The sequence below is a fragment of the Rhodosalinus sp. genome, assembly GCF_046542825.1.
In the GTDB taxonomy this organism is placed as follows: domain Bacteria; phylum Pseudomonadota; class Alphaproteobacteria; order Rhodobacterales; family Rhodobacteraceae; genus Rhodosalinus.
In genome coordinates, this window is the sequence record NZ_JBKHAQ010000003.1 from 14956 (window position 1) to 34787 (window position 19832).

The 19832-nt window shown below is 69.3% G+C and carries 18 protein-coding genes; 14 read left to right on the plus strand and 4 right to left on the minus strand.

Annotated features, from left to right (window positions below):
* Positions 1-45: 45 nt before the first annotated feature.
* Positions 46-774 (minus strand): UMP kinase, encoded by a 729-nt coding sequence (gene pyrH / locus ACLFOB_RS00960; protein WP_410916680.1) that lies wholly within the window; start codon positions 772-774, stop codon positions 46-48.
* Positions 775-872: 98 nt separating this feature from the next.
* Here pyrH and miaA point away from each other — a divergent pair, with 98 nt between their 5' ends.
* The 6 genes from miaA (at position 873) to ACLFOB_RS00990 (ending at position 9433) form a co-directional block, all read left to right on the plus strand.
* Entirely contained in the window at positions 873-1769 is an 897-nt protein-coding gene (miaA, locus tag ACLFOB_RS00965; protein ID WP_410924384.1) for a tRNA (adenosine(37)-N6)-dimethylallyltransferase MiaA, read from the plus strand.
* Positions 1770-1899: 130 nt separating this feature from the next.
* Positions 1900-2718 (plus strand): AraC family transcriptional regulator, encoded by an 819-nt coding sequence (locus tag ACLFOB_RS00970; protein ID WP_410924386.1) that lies wholly within the window; start codon positions 1900-1902, stop codon positions 2716-2718.
* 199 nt (positions 2719-2917) lie between these two features.
* Positions 2918-4588 carry an ABC transporter substrate-binding protein gene (locus ACLFOB_RS00975; protein ID WP_410924388.1) on the plus strand — a complete coding sequence of 557 codons (1671 nt, stop codon included), beginning with the start codon at positions 2918-2920 and terminating at the stop codon, positions 4586-4588.
* A 107-nt stretch (positions 4589-4695) separates the two neighbouring features.
* Entirely contained in the window at positions 4696-5760 is a 1065-nt protein-coding gene (locus ACLFOB_RS00980; RefSeq protein ID WP_410924390.1) for an ABC transporter permease, read from the plus strand.
* 16 nt (positions 5761-5776) lie between these two features.
* Positions 5777-7243, plus strand: coding sequence for an ABC transporter permease (locus ACLFOB_RS00985; RefSeq protein WP_410924392.1), 1467 nt, complete (start codon positions 5777-5779; stop codon positions 7241-7243).
* Between the two features lie 105 nt (positions 7244-7348).
* Positions 7349-9433: a dipeptide ABC transporter ATP-binding protein gene (locus tag ACLFOB_RS00990; RefSeq protein WP_410917730.1), complete on the plus strand. Its 2085-nt coding sequence runs from the start codon at positions 7349-7351 to the stop codon at positions 9431-9433.
* 146 nt (positions 9434-9579) lie between these two features.
* Here the strand turns inward: ACLFOB_RS00990 and ACLFOB_RS00995 are convergent, their stop codons facing one another.
* Positions 9580-10167, minus strand: a complete 588-nt coding sequence (locus ACLFOB_RS00995) for a lytic transglycosylase domain-containing protein (protein WP_410917729.1) — start codon at positions 10165-10167, stop codon at positions 9580-9582.
* A 125-nt stretch (positions 10168-10292) separates the two neighbouring features.
* On the opposite strand from ACLFOB_RS00995, the gene ssb reads away from it, so the two are divergent.
* Both ssb and ACLFOB_RS01005 read left to right on the plus strand, forming a co-directional pair.
* Positions 10293-10778 (plus strand): single-stranded DNA-binding protein, encoded by a 486-nt coding sequence (gene ssb, locus ACLFOB_RS01000; RefSeq protein WP_410917728.1) that lies wholly within the window; start codon positions 10293-10295, stop codon positions 10776-10778.
* Positions 10779-11079: 301 nt separating this feature from the next.
* Positions 11080-12162, plus strand: coding sequence for a M50 family metallopeptidase (locus tag ACLFOB_RS01005; protein WP_410924394.1), 1083 nt, complete (start codon positions 11080-11082; stop codon positions 12160-12162).
* Here the strand turns inward: ACLFOB_RS01005 and aroB are convergent.
* Positions 12159-13274 (minus strand): 3-dehydroquinate synthase, encoded by a 1116-nt coding sequence (gene aroB, locus ACLFOB_RS01010; RefSeq protein WP_410924396.1) that lies wholly within the window; start codon positions 13272-13274, stop codon positions 12159-12161. The genes ACLFOB_RS01005 and aroB overlap by 4 nt on opposite strands.
* Entirely contained in the window at positions 13271-13816 is a 546-nt protein-coding gene (locus ACLFOB_RS01015) for a shikimate kinase (protein WP_410924398.1), read from the minus strand. The genes aroB and ACLFOB_RS01015 overlap by 4 nt, the downstream gene beginning before the upstream one ends.
* Before the next feature lie 118 nt (positions 13817-13934).
* On the opposite strand from ACLFOB_RS01015, the gene ACLFOB_RS01020 reads away from it, so the two are divergent.
* From ACLFOB_RS01020 to ACLFOB_RS01045, 6 genes are all read left to right on the plus strand, one after another.
* The gene (locus ACLFOB_RS01020; protein WP_410917722.1) at positions 13935-14084 is read left to right on the plus strand and encodes a hypothetical protein; all 150 of its coding nucleotides are present in this window, start codon (positions 13935-13937) and stop codon (positions 14082-14084) included.
* Entirely contained in the window at positions 14074-15621 is a 1548-nt protein-coding gene (locus tag ACLFOB_RS01025) for a hypothetical protein (protein ID WP_410917721.1), read from the plus strand. The genes ACLFOB_RS01020 and ACLFOB_RS01025 overlap by 11 nt, the downstream gene beginning before the upstream one ends.
* Positions 15618-16550 carry a tyrosine recombinase gene (locus ACLFOB_RS01030; protein WP_410917720.1) on the plus strand — a complete coding sequence of 311 codons (933 nt, stop codon included), beginning with the start codon at positions 15618-15620 and terminating at the stop codon, positions 16548-16550. The genes ACLFOB_RS01025 and ACLFOB_RS01030 overlap by 4 nt, the downstream gene beginning before the upstream one ends.
* A gap of 57 nt (positions 16551-16607) precedes the next feature.
* Positions 16608-17924, plus strand: coding sequence for an HlyC/CorC family transporter (locus tag ACLFOB_RS01035; protein WP_410917719.1), 1317 nt, complete (start codon positions 16608-16610; stop codon positions 17922-17924).
* Between the two features lie 81 nt (positions 17925-18005).
* Positions 18006-19076, plus strand: a complete 1071-nt coding sequence (locus tag ACLFOB_RS01040; RefSeq protein ID WP_410924400.1) for an AI-2E family transporter — start codon at positions 18006-18008, stop codon at positions 19074-19076.
* Between the two features lie 5 nt (positions 19077-19081).
* Positions 19082-19753: a chromosomal replication initiator DnaA gene (locus ACLFOB_RS01045; protein ID WP_410917942.1), complete on the plus strand. Its 672-nt coding sequence runs from the start codon at positions 19082-19084 to the stop codon at positions 19751-19753.
* The last annotated feature ends 79 nt before the right edge of the window (positions 19754-19832 follow it).

The following is a 19832-nucleotide window of genomic DNA, read 5'->3' on the forward strand; positions in this document are numbered from 1 at the left end:
CTGCTCTTTTTCCTCGGGCGCTTTCGCCTTTGCGCCAGTCTATCGTCAGCCGTGCACCATTGTATAGGTGCCTTCCCCGGCAAGAATGCCCCGGAAGCCGCCCGGCTCGTCCAGCGAGAAGACGATGATCGGCAGGTTGTTGTCCCGCGCCAGCGCGATCGCCGAGGCGTCCATCACCTTCAGGTGGTCGGCCAGCACCTGGTCATAGGTGATCCGGTCGTAGCGCGTGGCCTCCGGATTCGTCATCGGGTCGGAATCGTAGACGCCATCCACTTTCGTTCCCTTGAAGATCGCCTCGCAGGCCATCTCGTTGGCGCGCAGCGTGGCCGCCGTGTCAGTGGTGAAATAGGGATTGCCGGTGCCTGCCGCGAAGATGCAGACGCGCTTCTTCTCCAGATGCCGCACAGCGCGGCGACGGATGTAGGGCTCGCAGATCTGGTCCATCGGGATCGCGCTGATGACGCGGGTGAAGACGCCCAGGCTTTCCAGCGCGGACTGCACGGCAAGCGCGTTCATCACCGTGGCCAGCATCCCCATGTAGTCGGCGGTGGTGCGCTCCATCCCCTGCGCCGCGCCCTGCAACCCGCGAAAGACGTTGCCGCCGCCGATCACCATGCAGATCTCCACGCCCAACTCGTGGACCGAGGCGACCTCGCGCGCGATGCGGGCCACGGTGGGCGGGTGCAGCCCGTAGGCCTGCGGTCCCATCAACGCCTCGCCCGAGAGCTTGAGCATCACGCGCCGGTAGGTGGTCTTGGGGGGCTGGGATGCCATGTTGCGCGCGCTCCGGGGCAGGTCTAGGGTCGCGCGCAAAATGTCCGAAAAGCCGGGCGGGTTCAATGCGCCCGCGCCGGACCGTTTGCGCCAGCCGAATGACCGCCCCCAAATCATTGGAACTGAACGATATCCCCCGTGACCTCCCGGTGCTGATCGCCGGCCCGACGGCAAGCGGCAAGTCGGCGCTGGCGCTCCGGATCGCCGAGGCGCAGGGCGGCGTGATCGTCAACGCCGACGCGGTGCAGGTCTACGGCTGCTGGCGCGCGCTCAGCGCGCGGCCCACTCCGGCAGAGGAAGCCCGCGCGCCTCACGCGCTCTACGGCTTTCTGCCGGCGGAAGAGGAGTATTCCGTGGGCCAATGGCTGCGCGACGTCGCGCCGCTGCTTGCAGACGGCCGGCGCCCGATCGTGACCGGGGGCACCGGGCTGTATTTTTCGGCGCTGACCGAGGGGCTTGCAGAAATTCCGCCGATCCCCAAGAGCGTGCGCGCGGAAGCGAACGCACGGCTCGCGGAGGGCGGGTTGCCCGCGCTGCTGGCCGAGCTGGACGCCGAGACCGCGGCGCGCATCGACCGCGCCAATCCCGCGCGGGTGAGCCGTGCCTGGGAAGTGTTGCGCGCGACCGGGCGCGGCCTTGCGCGATGGCAGGACGAGACCGGCCCGCCCCTGCTGCCGCTCGGCCGGACCCTGCCGATCGTCGTCGCCGCGCCGCGAGAGTGGCTGGCAGACCGGATCGAGGCCCGCTTCGATGCCATGCTCGGGCACGGCGCGCTTGACGAGGTGCGCGCGCTGCTGCCCCGCTGGCGCGCGGACCTGCCGGCCGCCAAGGCGATCGGCGCGCCGGAACTGGCGGCGCATCTGCGCGGAGAGCTGTCGCTCGAGGCGGCCCGCGCCGACGCGATCGCCGCGACCCGCCGTTTCGCGAAGCGTCAGCGCACATGGTTCCGCGCGAGAATGGGCGCATGGCACACGGTGGACGCGCGCACCGCCTGATCCGCCCGCGCCGCAGGCGACGGGCCGCCGAGCACGCGTTCCGACGCGCCGTTCTCCCCGGCCACGGGTTGGCAAACGGGGGGTCGAGGTGCGATGCAGACAGGGAGACTCGAAGGGAATCGTCCGCGCCATGAGCTTCATCCGATCGCTCACGGATCAGCGCGCCGCAGCGCGCTGCGTCACGCTATCGCAGCTTGCGCCGCAGGGTGCCTGGCAACTCTCGCTGCTGCACGACCGTCCGCAGCACCTGCTGATCTGGACCACCAGGGGACAGGGCCGGGTGACGATCGAGGGGCTGCGACGCGGCGTGTCGGTGCACAACGCGCTTTTCGTTCCGGCGGGTACCCTTTTCGCCTACGAGATCGGCGCGCAGGGCTTCGGGCTGGCGCTGGAAATTCCCACATGGCTGCCGCTTGGGCTTCCGGGTTCGCCCCATCACCTGCGCCTGCGCGACAACCGGGCGCAGGCCGAGATCACCGGAATCCTCGAGGCGATGCAACGCGAACAGAGCCGCGCGCAGCCGCTGATGGCCGAGGCTCAGGCGGCCCAGGCCGCGCTGGCCTCCGTCTGGCTCCGGCGCCAGATCCAGTTGCAGCCCGCCGAGGCGCGCCGGCAGACCGCGGCCGAGACGATGGTGCAGGACTTCTGCCGCCGCGTCGTCACGGGCTTCCGGTCCGGGCAGCTGCCGGGCGACTTTGCGGACGAGCTGGGCGTGCCGATGCGCGAGCTCGACCGTGTGTGCCGCGACTGCGCGGGGCGCAGCGCCGACGAGATCCTGACCGAACGCGTCGTCCACGAGGCGCGGATGATGCTCGCGCGGCCCGGGCTTGGCCCGGCCGACGCGGCCGAGCGGCTGGGCTTTGCCAGCACGGACTATTTCGAGCGCTACCTCGCCCACCACGGGGGAGGCGCGTCCGCGGCGCCAAGGCGCAGGGCGGCCGGCGCCTGAGCCCGACGGGTCTGGACAAAGCCGGACATGTCGTTTTTTCTCTCTGCCCATGTCGCTTTTGTAACGGCCTTCGCCGAAAGCAATCATTGACGGACGCAATCAAAGCGTGCCGAATGGTAAGGTATCGCCGTCCAGCGGCCACCGAACGTCTGCCGGCGCCGCCGGCGGAACGTCACGAACGTAACAAGGGGAGAGACCGATGACCCACCCGACGATCAACGGAAAGCCCGTGCATCCGGCCGCCCGGATGTATGCGCGCGAGTTCCGTGAGGGCAAGCTGAGCCGTCGCGAATTCCTCGCGCGCACGACGAGCCTCGGGGTGACGGCGGCGGGTGCCTACGCGCTTGGCGGCCTCGCGATGCCCGGCGCCGCAAAGGCACAGGAGGCGCGCGACGGCGGCACCCTGCGGTTCCAGATGGACGTGCGCGCGCTCAAGGATCCGCGCACGGCGGACTGGTCGGAGATCGCCAACGTCTATCGCTGCTGGCTCGACTATCTGGTGGAATACCAGGCGGACGGCTCGTTCCGGCCCATGCTGCTGGAAAGCTGGGAGATCAACGAGGACGCGACGGAATACGTCCTCAAGGTCCGCGAGGGCGTGACCTGGAACAACGGCGATGCCTTCACGGCCGAGGACGTGGCGCACAACATCCGCCGCTGGTGCGAGCGCGACGTCGAGGCCAACTCGATGGCCGCGCGCATGGCCTCGCTCATCGATGAAGAGACCGGGCAGGCCCGCGAAGACGCGATCGAGGTGACCGGCGAATACGAGATCGTCCTGCGCCCCTCGGTGCCCGACATCACGCTGATCGCGGGGTTCGCGGACTATCCGGGCGCGATCGTGCATCCCTCCTACAACGGCGAGGATCCGGCCGAGGTGCCGATCGGCACCGGCCCCTTCCTGCCCGAGAGCCACGAGGTCGGCATCCGCTCGGTGCTGGTGCGCAACCCCGATCACACGTGGTGGGGCACCGACGTCTACGGCGGCCCGTATCTCGACCGGCTGGAATTCGTCGACTTCGGAACCGACCCGGCCTCCTGGATCTCGGCGGCGGAAGCCGAAGAGGTGGACGTGCTCTACGAGTCGGTGGGCGAGTTCATCGAGATCCTCGACGCCATCGGCTGGACAAAGTCCGAGGCCGTGACCGCCAACACCATCACCATCCGCCCGAACCAGGAGGCGGAAGTGGATGGCGAGAAGCCCTACGCCGACGCCCGCGTGCGTCGTGCGCTGGCGATGGCGGTGGACAACGCCGTCTGTCTCGAACTGGGCTACGCAGGGCTCGGCACCGTCGCGGCCAACCATCATGTCTGCCCGATCCACCCCGAGTATGCCGACATCGGCCCGGCGCCGCACGATCCCGCGGGCGCGGTTGCGCTGATGGAAGAGGCCGGGATGGCCGATTTCGAGCACGAGCTGATCTCGATCGACGACGACTGGCGCAAGAACACCACCGATGCGGTGGCGGCCCAGCTGCGCGACGCGGGCATCAACGTGCGCCGGACGGTGCTGCCCGGCTCGACCTTCTGGAACGACTGGGCGCAGTATCCCTTCAGCTCGACGAACTGGAACATGCGCCCGCTGGGGGTGCAGGTGCTGGCGCTGGCCTATCGCACGGGCGAGGCCTGGAACGAGACGGCCTATGCCAACCCCGAGTTCGACTCGAAGCTGGCAGAGGCGCTGTCCATCGCCGATGCGGACAAGCGCCGCGAGGTGATGGCCGAGATCGAGCAGATGCTGCGCGACGACGGCGTGATCATCCAGCCCTACTGGCGCTCGATCTACCGCCACTACACCGACGAGGTGGTGGGCGCGGAGATGCACCCGACCTTCGAGGTCCACTCCTACCAGCTCGGCTTCAAGGCCTGAGAGGCGGACGGGGCGCGGTCCGGCCGCGCCCCGTCCCGATGCAAGAATAACCGGAAGCGGACGGGGCGCGACAAGAGCCCGTCGCCGACTGACCGACAGGGGCGCGCATGGGATTGTTCTTTCTGAGGCGGCTGGGGGTGATGCTCCTCACCGCGCTCTGCCTGACCTTCATCGTCTTCTTCCTGACGAACCTCTATCCAAATCTCGAGAAGCTCGCGAAGGCGCAGGGCAACATGCGGATGACCGACGCCGAGGTCACCCAGTGGCTCGGCAATCGCGGCTATCTCGAGCCCGTGCCGCTGAAATACGCGCAATGGCTGGGCGTGGCGCCGGGCTGGACGCAAGAGGTCACCTCGGGCGGCGAGACGCGGATCCGCGGCCGCTGCATCGACGGCGACGTCGCGCCCGAGATCGCGGCAGAGGCGCCGCGCTTCTGCGGCGTTCTGCAGGGCGACTGGGGCTACTCCACCGTGTTCCGCGAGAACGTCTCTGACATCATCGCCACCCGGCTGGGTCTGACGGGCTACCTGATGCTGTGGGTCATGCTGCTGATGGTGCCCACTGCGCTTCTGGTGGGCGTGCTGGCGGGGATGCGCGAGGGCTCGCGCACCGACCGGACGCTGTCGACCTTCGCGATCACCACGACGGCGACGCCGGAATACGTCTCGGGCGTGATCCTGATCGCGGTCTTCGCCTCCTCTGCCGTGGGCCTGCGGTGGTTCAAGGGCACCGCGACGGCGGCGATGGACAACCCGACCTTCGAGAACTTCTTCCTGCCGGTGCTGACCATCGCGCTTTACGGCATGGGCTACATCGCCCGGATGACCCGCGCCTCGATGGCCGAGGTGATGACCGCGCAATACATCCGCACCGCGCGGCTCAAGGGCGTGAGCTTTCCCAACATCGTGATGAAGCACGCGCTCAGGAACGCGCTGATCGCGCCCTTCACGGTGATCATGCTGCAGTTCCCCTGGCTGCTGAACGGCGTCGTGATCGTGGAGACGCTGTTCAACTACAAGGGCTTTGGCTGGACGCTGGTGCAGGCGGCGGGCAACAACGACATCGAGCTGCTGCTCGCGGTTTCGGTGGTGTCGGTGATCGTGGTGCTGGTCACGCAGCTGATCTCGGACATCGGCTACGTCTATCTCAACCCGCGCATCAGCGTCACCTGAGCAGGAGGGCAGGATCATGGAACCCTTGACCTGGACCGGCGCCCTCGGCCCCGTCCTGACGCCGCTGATGATGGCCGCGGTGGCGGTCTTCCTGCTGGCGCTCGTCGCCAACCTGGGACTGTCGTTCGCCGGATCGAAATCCGGCGAGATCGCCTACGAGAACGGGCAGGCGGTGCTGGTCAGCCGCTCGCCGCTCGACTACGCGACGATGGCGATGAAATACGCGGTGCTGCTCTTTCTCGCCTGCTGTCTTGCCTACATCGTCGCCGGCATGGTGATCCCCGACGCGCAGACCAAGGGGATCATCGCCACCCTCGCCGGGCGGCTCACGCCGGTCTGGATCGCGCTCGTCGTGACCTTCGCGCTGTCGATCCGGTTCAAGCGGCGGCTCGGCCTCTACGGCAAGCTCTTCGACAGCATGATCGGCATGATCGGCTTCGGCATCGTGATGTTCTGGGTCTTCGCCGCGGTCTTCGGCGGACCGCTCGACATGATCGTCACGCATGACCCGCTCAACCAGATCTCCGGCATGAAGAACGAGATTCCCGGCAGCCCGGTGCAGGACGCCGCCGAGCGCGGCATCTACCCCTATTACCTGCTGGGCGGCGACAACCTGGCGCGCGACGTCTTCTCGCGCATGATCGAGGGCGGCTGGGAGGTGATGAAGATCGCCCCCTTCGCCACGCTCTTCGCCTTCATGGTGGGCATCACGCTGGGCCTGCCGGCGGGCTTCTACGGCGGTCGGCTGGACACCTTCCTGTCCTTCCTTGCCAACCTCATCCTCGCCTTCCCGGTGATCCTGCTCTTCTACCTGCTGGTCACGCCCGAGATCGTGGCGACCGGCATCCCCGTCTACATGGCGGCGGTGCTGTTCCTCTTCCCGATCATCTTCGTCACCGTGCTGGTGAATTCGCGCTACCACACGCAGCCGGCGATCCGAACGCCGGTGCTGGCGGTGATCCTGGTGGTGCTGGGCTGGCTCTACCTGTCGCTCGTCCACCAGCAGGGCTCGAGGATCGACTTCCTGGGGCCGCTCGCCTTCCTCGATCTCTTCGACATCCCCGGCGGCATCCTGGTGGTCTTCGTGGCGGTGATGTTCGTCAACTCGCCCACGGTGTTCCGCATCGTCCGGGGCCTGACGATGGACATCAAGACGCGCGACTACGTCGCCGCCGCGCAGACCCGCGGCGAGGGCGTTTGGTACATCATGCTGTGGGAGATCCTGCCCAACGCGCGCGGGCCGCTGATCGTCGATTTCTGCCTGCGGATCGGCTACACCACGATCCTGCTGGGCACGCTGGGCTTCTTCGGCCTGGGCCTGCCGCCGGAATCCCCCGACTGGGGCTCGACGATCAACGAGGGGCGCAAGCTCCTGTCGATCTACCTGCACCCCGCCCTGCCGCCGGCGCTGTCGCTCCTGAGCCTCGTGCTGGGGCTCAACCTGCTGGCCGACGGGCTGAGGGAGGAATCCCTGCGCGACTGATCCCGGCGCCGCTTGGCGTGCCCTTCGGCCGCGTCTCGCGAAGCGCGACCGGAGGGAGCGATGAGCGCGCCGCAACACCACGACGCTCCGACAAGGGAGAGGCACATGGCGAAATGGGACTATGACGGCCCGATTCTGGAGATCGACCGACTCTCGATCTCCTTCTTCACCCGGCTGCGCGAGATCCCGGCCGTGATGGACTTTTCCGTGACGGTGCAGCCGGGCGAGGCCGTGGGCCTCGTGGGCGAATCGGGCTGCGGCAAGTCCACCGTGGCGCTTGGCGTGATGCAGGACCTGGGCGTGAACGGAAAGGTTGTCGGTGGCTCGATCACCTACAAGGGCCGCGACCTGAGCGCGATGACCGACGACGAGCTGCGCGACATCCGCGGTCACGAGATCGCGATGATCTACCAGGAACCGATGGCCAGCCTGAACCCGGCGATGAAGATCGGCAGGCAGCTGATCGAGGTGCCGATGATCCACGAGGGCATCTCGGAAAAGGAAGCGTGGGCCCGCGCGCTCGAGACGGTCGCCGACGTGAAGCTGCCCGACCCCGAGCGCATCATGAAGAGCTATCCGCACCAGCTGTCGGGCGGCCAGCAGCAGCGCATCGTCATCGCGATGGCGCTGATGTCGAAACCCTCGCTGCTCATTCTCGACGAGCCCACAACCGCGCTCGACGTGACGGTCGAGGCGGCCGTCGTGGACCTGGTGAAGGACCTCGGGCGCAAATACGGCACCTCGATGCTCTTCATCAGCCACAACCTCGGGCTCGTGCTCGAAACCTGCGACCGCATCTGCGTGATGTATTCCGGCGAGGCGGTCGAGCGCGGCGACATCGAAACCGTGTTCAACAAGATGCGCCACCCCTACACGCAGGCGCTCTTCCGCTCGATCCCGCTGCCGGGCGCGAACAAGAACGAGCGTCCCCTCAAGGCCATTCCCGGCAACTTCCCCCTGCCCCACGAGCGGCCGCCGGGCTGCAACTTCGGCCCGCGCTGCGACTATTTCGAGGCCGGGCGCTGCGATCAGGGCCACATCTGGATGGAAAACGTGGACGAGGCGGGCACGCATGAGTCCCGCTGCCTGCGCTGGCGCGAGATCGACTGGGACAAGCCGCTGATCGCGGAGGAGCACAAGGAGAAGGCCGAGATCGGCCAGACCGTGCTGAAGATGGACAAGCTGAAGAAATACTACGAGGTGGCGGCCAACGCGCTCTTCGGCGGCGGCGAAAAGCGCGTCGTGAAGGCCAACGAGACGCTGAGCTTCGAAGCGCGGGAATCGGAGACGCTTGCCATCGTGGGGGAATCGGGCTGCGGCAAGTCGACCTTCGCCAAGGTGCTGATGGGCCTCGAGACCGCGACCGACGGGCAGATCCTGCTCGACAACCGCAACATCGAGAAGATCGGGATCGAGGACAGGGATACCCAGACCGTCGCCGACATCCAGATGGTCTTCCAGAACCCCTTCGACACGCTAAACCCGTCGATGACCGTTGGCCGGCAGATCATGCGCGCGCTCGAGGTCTTCAAGTTCGGCAACTCCGAGGCAGAGCGCCGCGAGAAGATGCTGGGACTCCTCGACCTCGTGAAGCTGCCGCGCGAATTCGCCGACCGGATGCCGCGCCAGCTTTCCGGCGGACAGAAGCAGCGCGTGGGCATCGCCCGCGCCTTCGCCGGCGGCGCGCGGATCGTGGTGGCGGACGAGCCGGTCTCGGCGCTGGACGTCAGCGTTCAGGCCGCGGTCACCGATCTTCTGATGGAGATCCAGCGCGAGCAGAAGACGACGCTGCTGTTCATCAGCCACGACCTGTCGATCGTGCGGTACCTCTCGGACCGGGTCATGGTGATGTATCTGGGCCATGTGGTCGAGATCGGCTCGACGGACCAGGTCTTCGCCCCGCCCTATCACCCCTATACCGAGGCGCTGCTCTCTGCCGTGCCCATCGCCGACACCCATGTCGAGAAGAAGCGCATCGTGCTCGAGGGCGAGATTCCCTCCGCGATGAACCCGCCGCCCGGCTGCCCCTTCCAGACGCGCTGCCGCTGGAAGGCGAAGGTGCCCGGCAACAAGTGCGAGACCGAGGTGCCGCCGATGGTGACGCTCGGCACCGGCCACCAGGTGAAATGCCACCTCTCGGCCGCGGAGTTCGAGAGCATGGAGCCGGTGATCAAGGTCGCCGCGGAGTAGCGCAGCACGGGCGGGTCCAAGGCGCTTGCAAGCGCCTTTCCCGCGTCGGGATGCAGCCCCGGCGCGCGACTGCCGCAGCCCGCGCAGAAGGGCCTTGCAAGGCCCTTCACGGCCTCCGGCTCAGCGTTCGGCGCGCGATGCGGCCGTCAACGGCCGAGAATCACCCGCACGTAATTCTGCGTCTCGTCGTAGGGCGGCACCCCGCCGTGCTTGCGCACCGCCTCCGGCCCGGCGTTGTAGGCGGCAAGCGCCAGCCGCCAGTCGCGAAAGGCGCGATACTGTTCGGCAAGGTAGCGTGCGCCCCCGTCCAGGTTCTGGTGGGGGTCGTCGGGATCGATGCCCAGCATGCCTGCCGTCACCGGCATCAGCTGCGCAAGTCCCCGCGCCCCCTTGTGCGACACCGCGCGCGGGTTCCAGTTCGATTCCTGCTGCACCAGCCGCAGGAAGAGGTTCTCCGGGATGCCGTGCCGGCGTGCCGCCTCCTTGGCCACCGCCAGCCACTCGCCGCGATAGCGCCCCTCGAAGGCGGGCGCGTTGCCCCATTTCGTGGGAACTTCGGCCTGCGGCGGTTGCAGGCGGACCGAGTTGCGGTATTGCTGCGCCGCGCGGTTATCGAGCACGGATGTCTGCGACCGGAAGAGATGTGCCCGGTTTTTCGACGACAGAACGTCGGCCGGCGCGGAGACCGGCAGAACGAGCGCGACCGCGGCCAGCGTGGCGAGAAGTCCCTTCATCCGTCCCGTTCCTGTCCCGCCGCGAGTATAGCCGCACAACTGCGCTCAGGCCAGCCAAGCTTTTTTGGCTTTCCTTAACCATGCCGCGGTGATGTAACGGGGCGCAACGAACGACGGAGGAACGCATGGCAGGCTCGGTGAACAAGGTCATCCTGATCGGCAATCTGGGCCGCGACCCGGAGGTGCGCACGTTTCAGGACGGCGGCAAACTCTGCAACCTGCGGATCGCAACCAGCGAAACCTGGAAGGACCGGAACACCGGCGAACGGCGGGAGCGGACCGAGTGGCATAGCATCGTGCTGCGTGGAGAGGGTCTGGTCCGGGTGGCCGAACAATACCTGCGCAAGGGTTCCAAGGTCTACATCGAAGGTCAGCTTCAGACCCGGAAATGGCAGGACCAGTCCGGGCAGGACCGATATTCCACCGAAGTCGTCGTAAGCGGTCCCAACAGCACCCTGACCATGCTCGACAGCCGCGGGGGCGGCGGCGGCGACGACCACGCCGGCGGGGGCGGAGGCTACGGCGGCGGCCGCTCCGGCCCGCCCGACGACGGCGGCTTCGGAGGGGGCGGCGGCGGCTCGCGCGACTACGACGACGAGATCCCGTTCTAGACGCCCCACCAAGACCGCCGACGCCCAGCGCCCCGCCCTGCCCCGCACCGCAGGTTCAGCGGTCGCCCCTCGGCCGCGGCCGGTCACCCCTTCGCGAGGCGCACCGCTTCGGCCGCAGGGGCCCGCCGAACGACACGCGCGGGTCGTCCGTCATTCTTCCTGGATGGAGATCCACGCGGGGGTGAGCGCGCCGGGCGCGCGACGGGCGGCAGACAGCCCCCCTTGCGGCGGACCGACCCGGCGCGAGACACGATCCCTGCGCGCCCTTTCCCTTGCCCTCCGCACCCCCTAGATCACGGGCATGACATGGTCCTTCTCCATCGGCCGGCTCTTCGGGTCGGAGCTTCGGGTACATGCCACCTTCTTCCTGCTCCTGCTGTGGGTGGGGCTGGTTGCCTTCCTCGATGGCGGCTGGCCTGCCGCCGTCGAGAACCTGATCTTCGTCGCGGCGCTCTTCGCCTGCGTCGTGGCGCATGAATTCGGCCACGCGCTGACCGCGCGGCGCTACGGGATCAGGACGCCCGATATCACGCTGCTGCCCATCGGCGGGCTCGCGCGGCTCGAATCGATGCCCGAGAAGCCGGGGCAGGAAATCCTCGTGGCGCTCGCGGGGCCGGCGGTGAACATCGTGATATGGGCCGCGCTGGTGCTGATCCTGGGCGCGCAGACCTGGTCCGCCTCGCTGGAGAACGTGGCCGACCCGGAGACGAGCTTTCTTGCCCGGCTGGCGGCTGTGAACCTCTTCCTCGCCGTCTTCAACCTGCTTCCGGCCTTCCCGATGGATGGCGGGCGGGTGTTCCGCGCCGCGCTGTCGCTGATCACCGACCGCGTCCGCGCGACGCAGATCGCCGCGGCCGGCGGGCAGGTCCTTGCCTTCGCGCTGGGGCTTCTGGGGCTCGTCGGCGGCAACCCCGTTCTGCTGCTGATCGCCTTCTTCGTCTTCATCGCGGCGGGGGCGGAATCGAACGATGTGGCGATGCGCGAGGTGGCGCGCCGGATGCGCGCCCGCGACGCGATGATCACCACCTTCGACAGTCTCGGGCCCGACGACACCGTAGGCGCGGCCGGTCAGGCGCTGATCCGCACGACGCAGGGCGAGTTCCCCGTGCTCGACGCGCAGGGGCGCCTGCTGGGCCTGCTCACGCGCAACGACATCTTCCGCGAAAGCGCCGAGGGCCACGCCAGCCGCCGCGTGGCAGAAGTGATGGCCACCGACATCCCCTCGGTCGGCCTGGCCACCGGGCTCGAGTCGGTCTTCGACGCGATGTACCGGCAGAACGCGCCCGCCGTCGCCGTGGTGCGCGAGGGCGGATACCTGATCGGCTACATCACCCGCGAGAACCTGGGCGAGCTGATGGTGCTGCAGGGCCGGCGCGGGCGCTAGCGCGCCGCCAGCGCGTCGTCGAGCACCGCGCGCAGCGGCGCCTCCGGCACCTCGTCGGCGACGAAGGCCTGCCCGATCCCGCGCGCGAGGATGAAGCGCAGACGCCCGTCCAAAACCTTCTTGTCCTGTGCCATGAGCGCGATCAGGCCCTGCGTGGCGGGCAGCGGGCCGGGGATGTCGGCCAGATCGGTCACCATGCCCATGTCGCGGAAATGCGCGCGCACGCGCGACGGCTCTTCCTGCGCGCAGAGCCCCAGCCGCGCGGAAAGCTCGAAGGCCAGCGCGCAGCCGGCCGAGACGCCCTCGCCGTGCAGCAACCGGTCGGAGTAGCCGGTCGCGGCCTCCAGCGCGTGGCCGAAGGTGTGGCCCAGGTTCAGCAGCGCGCGCTCGCCCTGCTCGGTCTCGTCGCGCGCCACGATGGCGGCCTTCATCGCGCAGGAGCGGCGCACCGCCTCGATCCGCGCGGCCAGGTCGCCGCCGGCGATCGCCGCGCCATGCTCTTCCAGCCACTCGAAGAAATCCGCGTCGCCCAGCAGACCGTATTTCGCCACCTCGGCGTAGCCCGCCAGCAGGTCGCGCCGCGGCAGCGTCTCCAGCGCCGCGATGTCGGCCAGCACCAGCGAGGGCTGGTGGAAGGCGCCGATCAGGTTCTTGCCCTGCGGGCTGTTGATCCCGGTCTTGCCGCCCACAGAGCTGTCGACCTGCGCAAGCAGCGTTGTGGGCAGCTGCACGAAGCGCACGCCGCGGCGCAGGATCGCGGCGGCGAAACCAACCAGGTCGCCGATCACCCCGCCGCCCAGGGCAAGGACCAGATCGCGGCGCTCCACCCGTTCGGCCAGCAGCCACTCGACCACCTCGCGCAGCCGGTCCCAGCTCTTGGTGATCTCGCCGGGCGGCAGGTCGAGCCGCCGCGCGGCGATGCCTTCCGCCGCAAGCCCCGCCTCCAGCGTGGCCCAGTGGCGCGCGGCAACCGCCCTGTCGGCCACGACCCAGACCCGCGGGCGCGCCAGCAGCGGCGCGATCTCGGCGCCGGCGCGCGCCAGCAGCCCCGCGCCGATGCGGATGTCGTAGCCGCGCGCGCCCAGTTCGACCCTCAGCGTCTCGATCGTCATCGCGCCTCCAGCACGTCGGGCCGGGACAGCAGCGCCTCGACCACCCGGCCCGTGGTTTCCTCGATGGCGCAGTCGGGGCCGGCCTCGACCATCAGATCGGCCCGCGCATAGGCCGGCTCGCGCTCGGCCAGCAGACGGGCGAGCGTGGCTTGCGGGTCGGCGGTCTGCAAGAGCGGCCTCGTGTCCTTGTTGCGCACGCGCGCCCACAGCGTGCCGGCATCGACCTTGAGCCAGACTGCCGCGCCCCTGTCACGGATGGCGGCCCGGTTTTCCGCCGACATGAACACGCCGCCGCCGGTGGACAGGATGCAGGGGCGGTCGGCCAGCAGCCTGCGCAGCACCTGCGCTTCCTTCGCGCGAAAGAAGGCCTCGCCGTCGCGGGCGAAGATCTCGGCCACGGTCATGTTGGCCGCCGCCTCGATCTCGGCGTCCGAGTCGAGGAAGGGAACGCCGAGGCGCTGCGCCACAGCGCGGCCCACGGCCGTCTTGCCCGCCCCCATCATGCCCACCATCGCCACGGTCTTCTTCAGATGCCAGCCCATCGTCCACAGGTCGACCGTCTGCCGCCAAAAAAGTCAATCTCCCCGCGTGAATGGCGTGAACTCGGGCCGAAGGCCATATATAACCGAAGTCAAAAGAGGCGGACGGGCAGAGCGGGCGATGTGGCGGATCATCAGATGGCTGTTCTATCTCGCGGTGCTGGGGGCGATCGCGCTGGTGGTCTATGCTTATGTCGGCCCGTTTTTCGGCGCCGATTTCTCGGCCCCGACAGAGGAGGTCCGCACGCCGGTGGAGATCGATGTGGAATAGGCGCAGCGCGCTCGGCGCGGCGGCTCTGACCGTCGCGCTCCTGCCCGCAGCAGTGCCCGCCCAGCAGGACGGCGCCCCGCTGTCGGCGATCGACTGGCTGGAGCTTCAGGCGCGGGCGCCCGTCCCCGATCGGCCGGGTCCGGCGGAGCCGCCTGTGGCCAAGACGGCCGTCGTGCCCGAGGTCAGCGTGCAGCCGCTGGCCGAGACGCCGTCGCCCGACGCGGTGGGCCTGCTGTCGCCCGCGGTCACCGGATTTCCCCAGAGCCTGTGGCGGGAAAGCCGCACCGCAGAGCTCGCGCGCCTGATCGCCTCGCAACGGGTCGAGGGGCAACCGGCGATGCAGGGCCTGCTTTATTCGCTTCTTCTGGCAGAGGCGCTGCCGCCGCGCGATGCCGGGCCGCAGGCGACGCTCCTGCTGGCGCGGCTCGACAAGCTGGCCGACCTGGGTGCCGTGGAGCCCGCAGAGGCGCTGGCGGCCCGCGCCGGCCCCGCAACGCCCGCGATCTTCGCCCGCTGGTTCGAGATGTCGCTGCTGCTGGGCGACAGCACGGAGCCCTGCGCGGCGCTGCGCGCGCAGATGGCGCTGTCGCCCGACTATGCGCCGCGCGTCTTCTGCCTTGCCCGCCGCGGCGACTGGGCGGCGGCGACCATTGTGCTCGACGCCGCGCGCGCGCTCGGCACGCTGAAAGAGCCGATGGGCGATCTGCTGGCGCGCTTCCTCGACCCCGAAATGGGCGAAGGCCCCGAGCTTGCCCCCTCGCGCGCGCCCTCGGCGCTGGAGGTGCGGCTGCGCGAGGCGATCGGCGCCCCCCTGCCCCCCTCGGCCCTGCCACGGCGTTTCGCGGTCATGGCCCTGGATGGTGACCTTGGCTGGCGCGCGCAAATCGCTGCCGCCGAGCGGCTGGCGCGCCTCGGGGCGATCTCGGAAAACCGGCTCCTGGGCATCTACACGGACCGCGCGCCTGCGGCCTCGGGCGGGGTCTGGGACCGCGTGGCAGCGGTGCAGCGCCTCGATGCCGCGATCGGGGCGGGCGACGCCGAAGCCGCTGCTGCGGCACTGACCGAGGCCTGGCCGCTGCTGGGCGATGCCGGCCTGCGCGTGCCCTTCGCGCGAATCTACGGCGCACAACTCGCGGAGCTTCGCCTGTCGGGCAACGCCGGAAACATCGCGCTGGAAGCCGCCCTGCTTTCGCCGGACTACGAAACCCTTGCGCGAGACATCGACGCGGGCAGTCCGCGCGCCCGGTTCCTGGTGAGGCTCGCCGCGGGCACGCCCGGCCGTGCGCCTGCCCCTGATGCCCGCGCCGCAGCGATTGCCGAGGGGTTCGAGGCCGCGCCGCCCCCTGAACTCGCCGCCATGATCGAGGGCGACAGGCTGGGCGAGGCCATCCTGCGCGCGATGCTGCTTTATACCTCCGGCCGCGCGGGCGACCTGCCCGATCTTGCGGCGGCGATGGCCACCTTCCGCGCCGTGGGGCTTGAGGACACCGCCCGCCGCGCGGGCCTCATGGCGATGCTGCTGGGTCCGGGGCAATGAGCGACGCGCGCTGGATCTCGGCGTTCCTGGAGGCGCAGGCGGCAGAGGCTGGCGCGGCCGAGAACACGCGCCTGGCCTACGGCCGCGACCTTATGGCGTTTTGCGACTGGCTGGGGGCGCGCGGCGCCTCGCTCGCCACTGCCGGACGGACGGAGATCGAGGGGTGGCTGGCAGAGGCCGCGGACGCGGGCCTTGCCGCCTCGACCCGCGCGCGGCGGCTGTCCTCGGTGCGGCAGCTCTATCGCTTCGCATTTTCCGAAGGCTGGCGCGCGGACGATCCCGCCGCCCCCCTGCGCGGCCCCGGCAAGCGACAGACGCTGCCCAGGACGCTGAGCCGGGCGCAGGTCGATGCGCTGCTCGCCGCGGCCGAGACGCACGGCCGGACGGACCGTGACCGCGCGCGCACCCGCTGCCTGTTCCAACTGCTCTACGCCACGGGGATGCGGGTGAGCGAACTGGTGGCTTTGCCCGTCGCGGCCGCGCGGGGCGATCCGCGCATGCTTCTGATCAGGGGCAAGGGCGGGCGCGAGCGGATGGTCCCACTGTCGCCGCCGGCGCGCGCGGCGCTGGCCGTTTGGCTGACGCTGCGCGACGCGGCAGAGGACAAGGCCGCGACAGAGACGCGCCGCGGGCCCTCGCGCTTTCTGTTCCCGTCCACGGGCAAGGCCGGGCACCTGACGCGCCACCGCTTCTGGGGCATCGTGAAGGAGCTGGCGCCGGCCGCGGGCATCGACCCCGCGCAGGTCTCGCCGCACACGCTGCGGCACGCCTTCGCAACCCATCTGCTGGAGGGCGGCGCGGACCTGCGCGCGATCCAGACGCTGCTGGGCCACGCCGACCTGTCGACCACCGAGATCTACACCCATGTGCTGCAAGAGCGGCTGCGCGCGCTGGTGCTCACCCATCACCCGCTCGCGCGCGAGGCTTGAACCGCGCCGCCGCGCATCCCATAACCCTTTCATTTCGGCAAACCCACGGACCCTTTCATGGACCCCTCTCAGACCGCGATCGACGGCGCCCTCTGGCTGACCGGCGGGGCGATCCTTCTGCTGCTCGTCATGTCGGCCTTCTTCTCCGGCTCCGAAACCGCGCTCACTGCCTCGTCGCGGGGCAAGCTGCGCTCGCAGGCGGACAAGGGATCGAAGGGCGCGGAAATCGCGCTGCAAATCACCGAGGACAACGAGCGGCTGATCGGCTCCGTGCTGCTTGGCAACAACCTGGTCAACATCCTGGCCGCCTCGCTCGCCACGGCGCTCTTCACCCAGATCTTCGGCGAATCGGGCGTGGCGCTGGCCACGCTGGTGATGACGGTGCTGGTGCTGGTCTTCGCCGAGGTGCTGCCCAAGACCTATGCCATCACCAATGCCGAGGCCGCGGCATCGCTCGTGGCGCCTGTGATCCGGGTGGTGGTGCGGGTCTTTGCGCCGGTGGTCTCGGCCGTCCGGCTCTTCGTGCGGGGCGTGCTGCGGCTTTTCGGGGTGAAGACCGACCCCGACAGCCACATCCTGGCGGTGCGCGAGGAAATCATGGGCGCGCTGCAGCTGGGCCATGCCGAGGGCGCCGTCGAGAAGGAGGACCGCGACCGCATCCTGGGCGCGCTCGACCTGTCCGATCGCACGGTCGAGGAGATCATGCTGCACCGGTCGGGGATCGAGATGCTGGACGCCGGCTCCGAGCCGGCCGAGATCCTGCGCCAGTGCCTCGAGAGCAGCCATACCCGTCTGCCGGTCTTCCGGGACGATCCCGAGAACATCGTCGGCGTGATCCATGCCAAGGACCTGCTGCGCGCGCTTTATCGCCGGATGGAAGCGGCGGAAAAGGAGATGACGCTCGCCGAGGTGCTGGCGGAGTTCGGCCTCTCCGAGGTGGCGATGGAGCCCTATTTCATCCCCGACACCACCACGCTCGACGAGCAGATGCGCCAGTTCCTGCGCCGCCGGACCCATTTCGCGCTGGTGGTGGACGAATACGGCTCGCTCGAGGGGCTGATCACGCTGGAGGACATCCTCGAGGAGATCGTGGGCGAGATCACCGACGAGTTCGACCCTGCCGCCGACCACCCGGTCCGCAAGTCCGACGACGGCAACTATCTCGTCGACGGTGCGATGACGATCCGCGACCTCAACCGCGCCACCGACTGGACGCTGCCCGACGAGGAGGCCAACACCGTCGCCGGCCTTGTCATCCACGAGGCGCAGACGATCCCGACGGTGGGACAGGTGTTCTCCTTCCACGGCTTCCGCTTCGAGGTGGCGGGCCGCAAGGACAACCGCATCACCCGCCTGAAGATCAGGCCGCTCTGAGGCGGTGGCGAAACCGCTTTCCGCTTGATCGGCAGGGGCAAAGCGGCGAGACAGTCCCGGCGCGGGGCAAGAGGGCACGCAATGGCGCTTCCGGTGCGCGAACAGGTCACCTACTGGGGGATCGCGACGGCGGTATTTCTCGTCGTGCTCTGGTATCTGGGCGATGTCCTTCTGCCCTTCGTGCTGGGCGGCGCGATCGCCTATTTCCTCGACCCCGTCGCAGACCGGCTGGAGCGCGCGGGACTCACCCGGGGCGCGGCCACAGGGCTGATCGCGATCGTCGCGGTGGTGATCTTCGTCGTGCTGGCGCTGCTGGTGATCCCGACGCTGATCCGCCAGACCGCCGAGCTGATCGAGACGGCGCCTGAGCTCTTTGCGCAACTGCGCGATTTTCTCGTCACGCGCTTTCCCGACATCGTCGTGCCCGACAGCCAGATCCGCCAGACCATGGACGAGATCGGGCAGACGGTGCAGTCGCGGGGCGCAGAGCTGCTCAACACCGTGCTCACCTCGTTGGGCTCGTTCATCAACGTGGTGCTTCTGTTCGTGATCGTGCCCGTCGTCGCCGTCTATCTTCTGCTCGACTGGGACCGCATGGTGGCCGAGATCGACAGGCTGCTGCCGCGCGACCACGCGCCCACGATCCGCAAGCTGGCAGGCGAGATCGACGCCTCGATGTCGGGCTTCCTGCGCGGCATGGGCACCGTCTGCGTGATCCTGGGCACCTATTACGCCGTCGCGCTGATGGCGGTGGGGCTGAATTTCGGGCTGGTGGTGGGCTTCGTCGCGGGCATCCTGACCTTCATTCCCTATGTAGGCGCCATCGTCGGCGGGGTGCTGGCGATCGGGCTCGCGCTCTTCCAGTTCTGGGGCGACTGGCTGTGGATCGTTCTGGTGGCCGCGATCTTCCAGGTCGGCCAGCTGGTCGAGGGCAACGTGCTGACGCCGCGGCTTGTGGGGGATTCGGTGGGCCTGCATCCCGTGTGGCTCTTGCTGGCGCTCTCGGTCTTCGGCTCGCTCTTCGGCTTCGTGGGCCTGCTGGTCGCCGTGCCGGTGGCCGCCGCGCTGGGGGTGATCGCACGCTTCGTGGTCCGGCAATACCGCGCGAGCCGCCTCTACCGCGGGCTCGAGGCGCTCGACGACGAGAAGTGACAGCGGTGAGCGCCCGCCAGCTCAGTCTCGACCTCCCGGTGCGGCCGGCGCTGGGCCGCGAGGATTTCTTCGTGTCCGAGGCGAATGCGGCGGCGCTGGCCACCATCGAGGGCTGGCAGGGCTGGCCGGGCCGCAAGCTTGTGCTGACGGGGCCGGAGGGCGCGGGAAAGACACATCTTGCGCATGTCTGGGCGGCGCTGTCGGGCGCGCGGATCGTGCCCGCCGGCGCGCTCGGCGCCGCAGACATCCCCACGCTTGCCGCCGCCCCCGTCGCGGTCGAGGACGCGGACCGCATCGCCGGCGACCGCGCGGCGGAATCTGCGCTGTTTCACCTGCACAACCTGGTGCTCGCAGAGGGCGGCGCGCTGCTGGTGACCGCGCGGGACGCGCCCGGCCGCTGGGGCCTCGTGCTGCCCGATCTCGAAAGCCGGCTGCAGGCGGCAGCCCTCGCGCGGCTGGCGCCGCCCGACGACGGGCTGCTCGTCGCGCTGCTGGCCAAGCTCTTCGCGGACCGGCAGCTTTCGCCCGGCCCGGCCGTGCTGACCTATGTCGCGCGGCGCATCGACCGATCCTTTGCCGGGGCGGCAGAGGCGGTCGAGCGGCTGGACCGCGCCGCGCTGGAGCAGAAGCGCCCGCTGACCCGCGCGCTCGCGGCAGAGGTCCTGACGCAGGACTGATCCGCCGCGCCTTGCGGGACACCCCCGGGATGCCGGATAGTCGCGGCCACGGGGCCCGTCACGCGGGCGTCACACACAA

What these genes read in the sequence shown, in the direction of transcription:
- pyrH (WP_410916680.1), bottom strand. Translation starts at nt 774, where the DNA reads ATGGCATCCCAGCCCCCCAAGACCACCTACCGGCGCGTGATGCTCAAG.
- miaA (WP_410924384.1), top strand. Translation starts at nt 873, where the DNA reads ATGACCGCCCCCAAATCATTGGAACTGAACGATATCCCCCGTGACCTC.
- ACLFOB_RS00970 (WP_410924386.1), top strand. Translation starts at nt 1,900, where the DNA reads ATGAGCTTCATCCGATCGCTCACGGATCAGCGCGCCGCAGCGCGCTGC.
- ACLFOB_RS00975 (WP_410924388.1), top strand. Translation starts at nt 2,918, where the DNA reads ATGACCCACCCGACGATCAACGGAAAGCCCGTGCATCCGGCCGCCCGG.
- ACLFOB_RS00980 (WP_410924390.1), top strand. Translation starts at nt 4,696, where the DNA reads ATGGGATTGTTCTTTCTGAGGCGGCTGGGGGTGATGCTCCTCACCGCG.
- ACLFOB_RS00985 (WP_410924392.1), top strand. Translation starts at nt 5,777, where the DNA reads ATGGAACCCTTGACCTGGACCGGCGCCCTCGGCCCCGTCCTGACGCCG.
- ACLFOB_RS00990 (WP_410917730.1), top strand. Translation starts at nt 7,349, where the DNA reads ATGGCGAAATGGGACTATGACGGCCCGATTCTGGAGATCGACCGACTC.
- ACLFOB_RS00995 (WP_410917729.1), bottom strand. Translation starts at nt 10,167, where the DNA reads ATGAAGGGACTTCTCGCCACGCTGGCCGCGGTCGCGCTCGTTCTGCCG.
- ssb (WP_410917728.1), top strand. Translation starts at nt 10,293, where the DNA reads ATGGCAGGCTCGGTGAACAAGGTCATCCTGATCGGCAATCTGGGCCGC.
- ACLFOB_RS01005 (WP_410924394.1), top strand. Translation starts at nt 11,080, where the DNA reads ATGACATGGTCCTTCTCCATCGGCCGGCTCTTCGGGTCGGAGCTTCGG.
- aroB (WP_410924396.1), bottom strand. Translation starts at nt 13,274, where the DNA reads ATGACGATCGAGACGCTGAGGGTCGAACTGGGCGCGCGCGGCTACGAC.
- ACLFOB_RS01015 (WP_410924398.1), bottom strand. Translation starts at nt 13,816, where the DNA reads ATGGGCTGGCATCTGAAGAAGACCGTGGCGATGGTGGGCATGATGGGG.
- ACLFOB_RS01020 (WP_410917722.1), top strand. Translation starts at nt 13,935, where the DNA reads ATGTGGCGGATCATCAGATGGCTGTTCTATCTCGCGGTGCTGGGGGCG.
- ACLFOB_RS01025 (WP_410917721.1), top strand. Translation starts at nt 14,074, where the DNA reads ATGTGGAATAGGCGCAGCGCGCTCGGCGCGGCGGCTCTGACCGTCGCG.
- ACLFOB_RS01030 (WP_410917720.1), top strand. Translation starts at nt 15,618, where the DNA reads ATGAGCGACGCGCGCTGGATCTCGGCGTTCCTGGAGGCGCAGGCGGCA.
- ACLFOB_RS01035 (WP_410917719.1), top strand. Translation starts at nt 16,608, where the DNA reads ATGGACCCCTCTCAGACCGCGATCGACGGCGCCCTCTGGCTGACCGGC.
- ACLFOB_RS01040 (WP_410924400.1), top strand. Translation starts at nt 18,006, where the DNA reads ATGGCGCTTCCGGTGCGCGAACAGGTCACCTACTGGGGGATCGCGACG.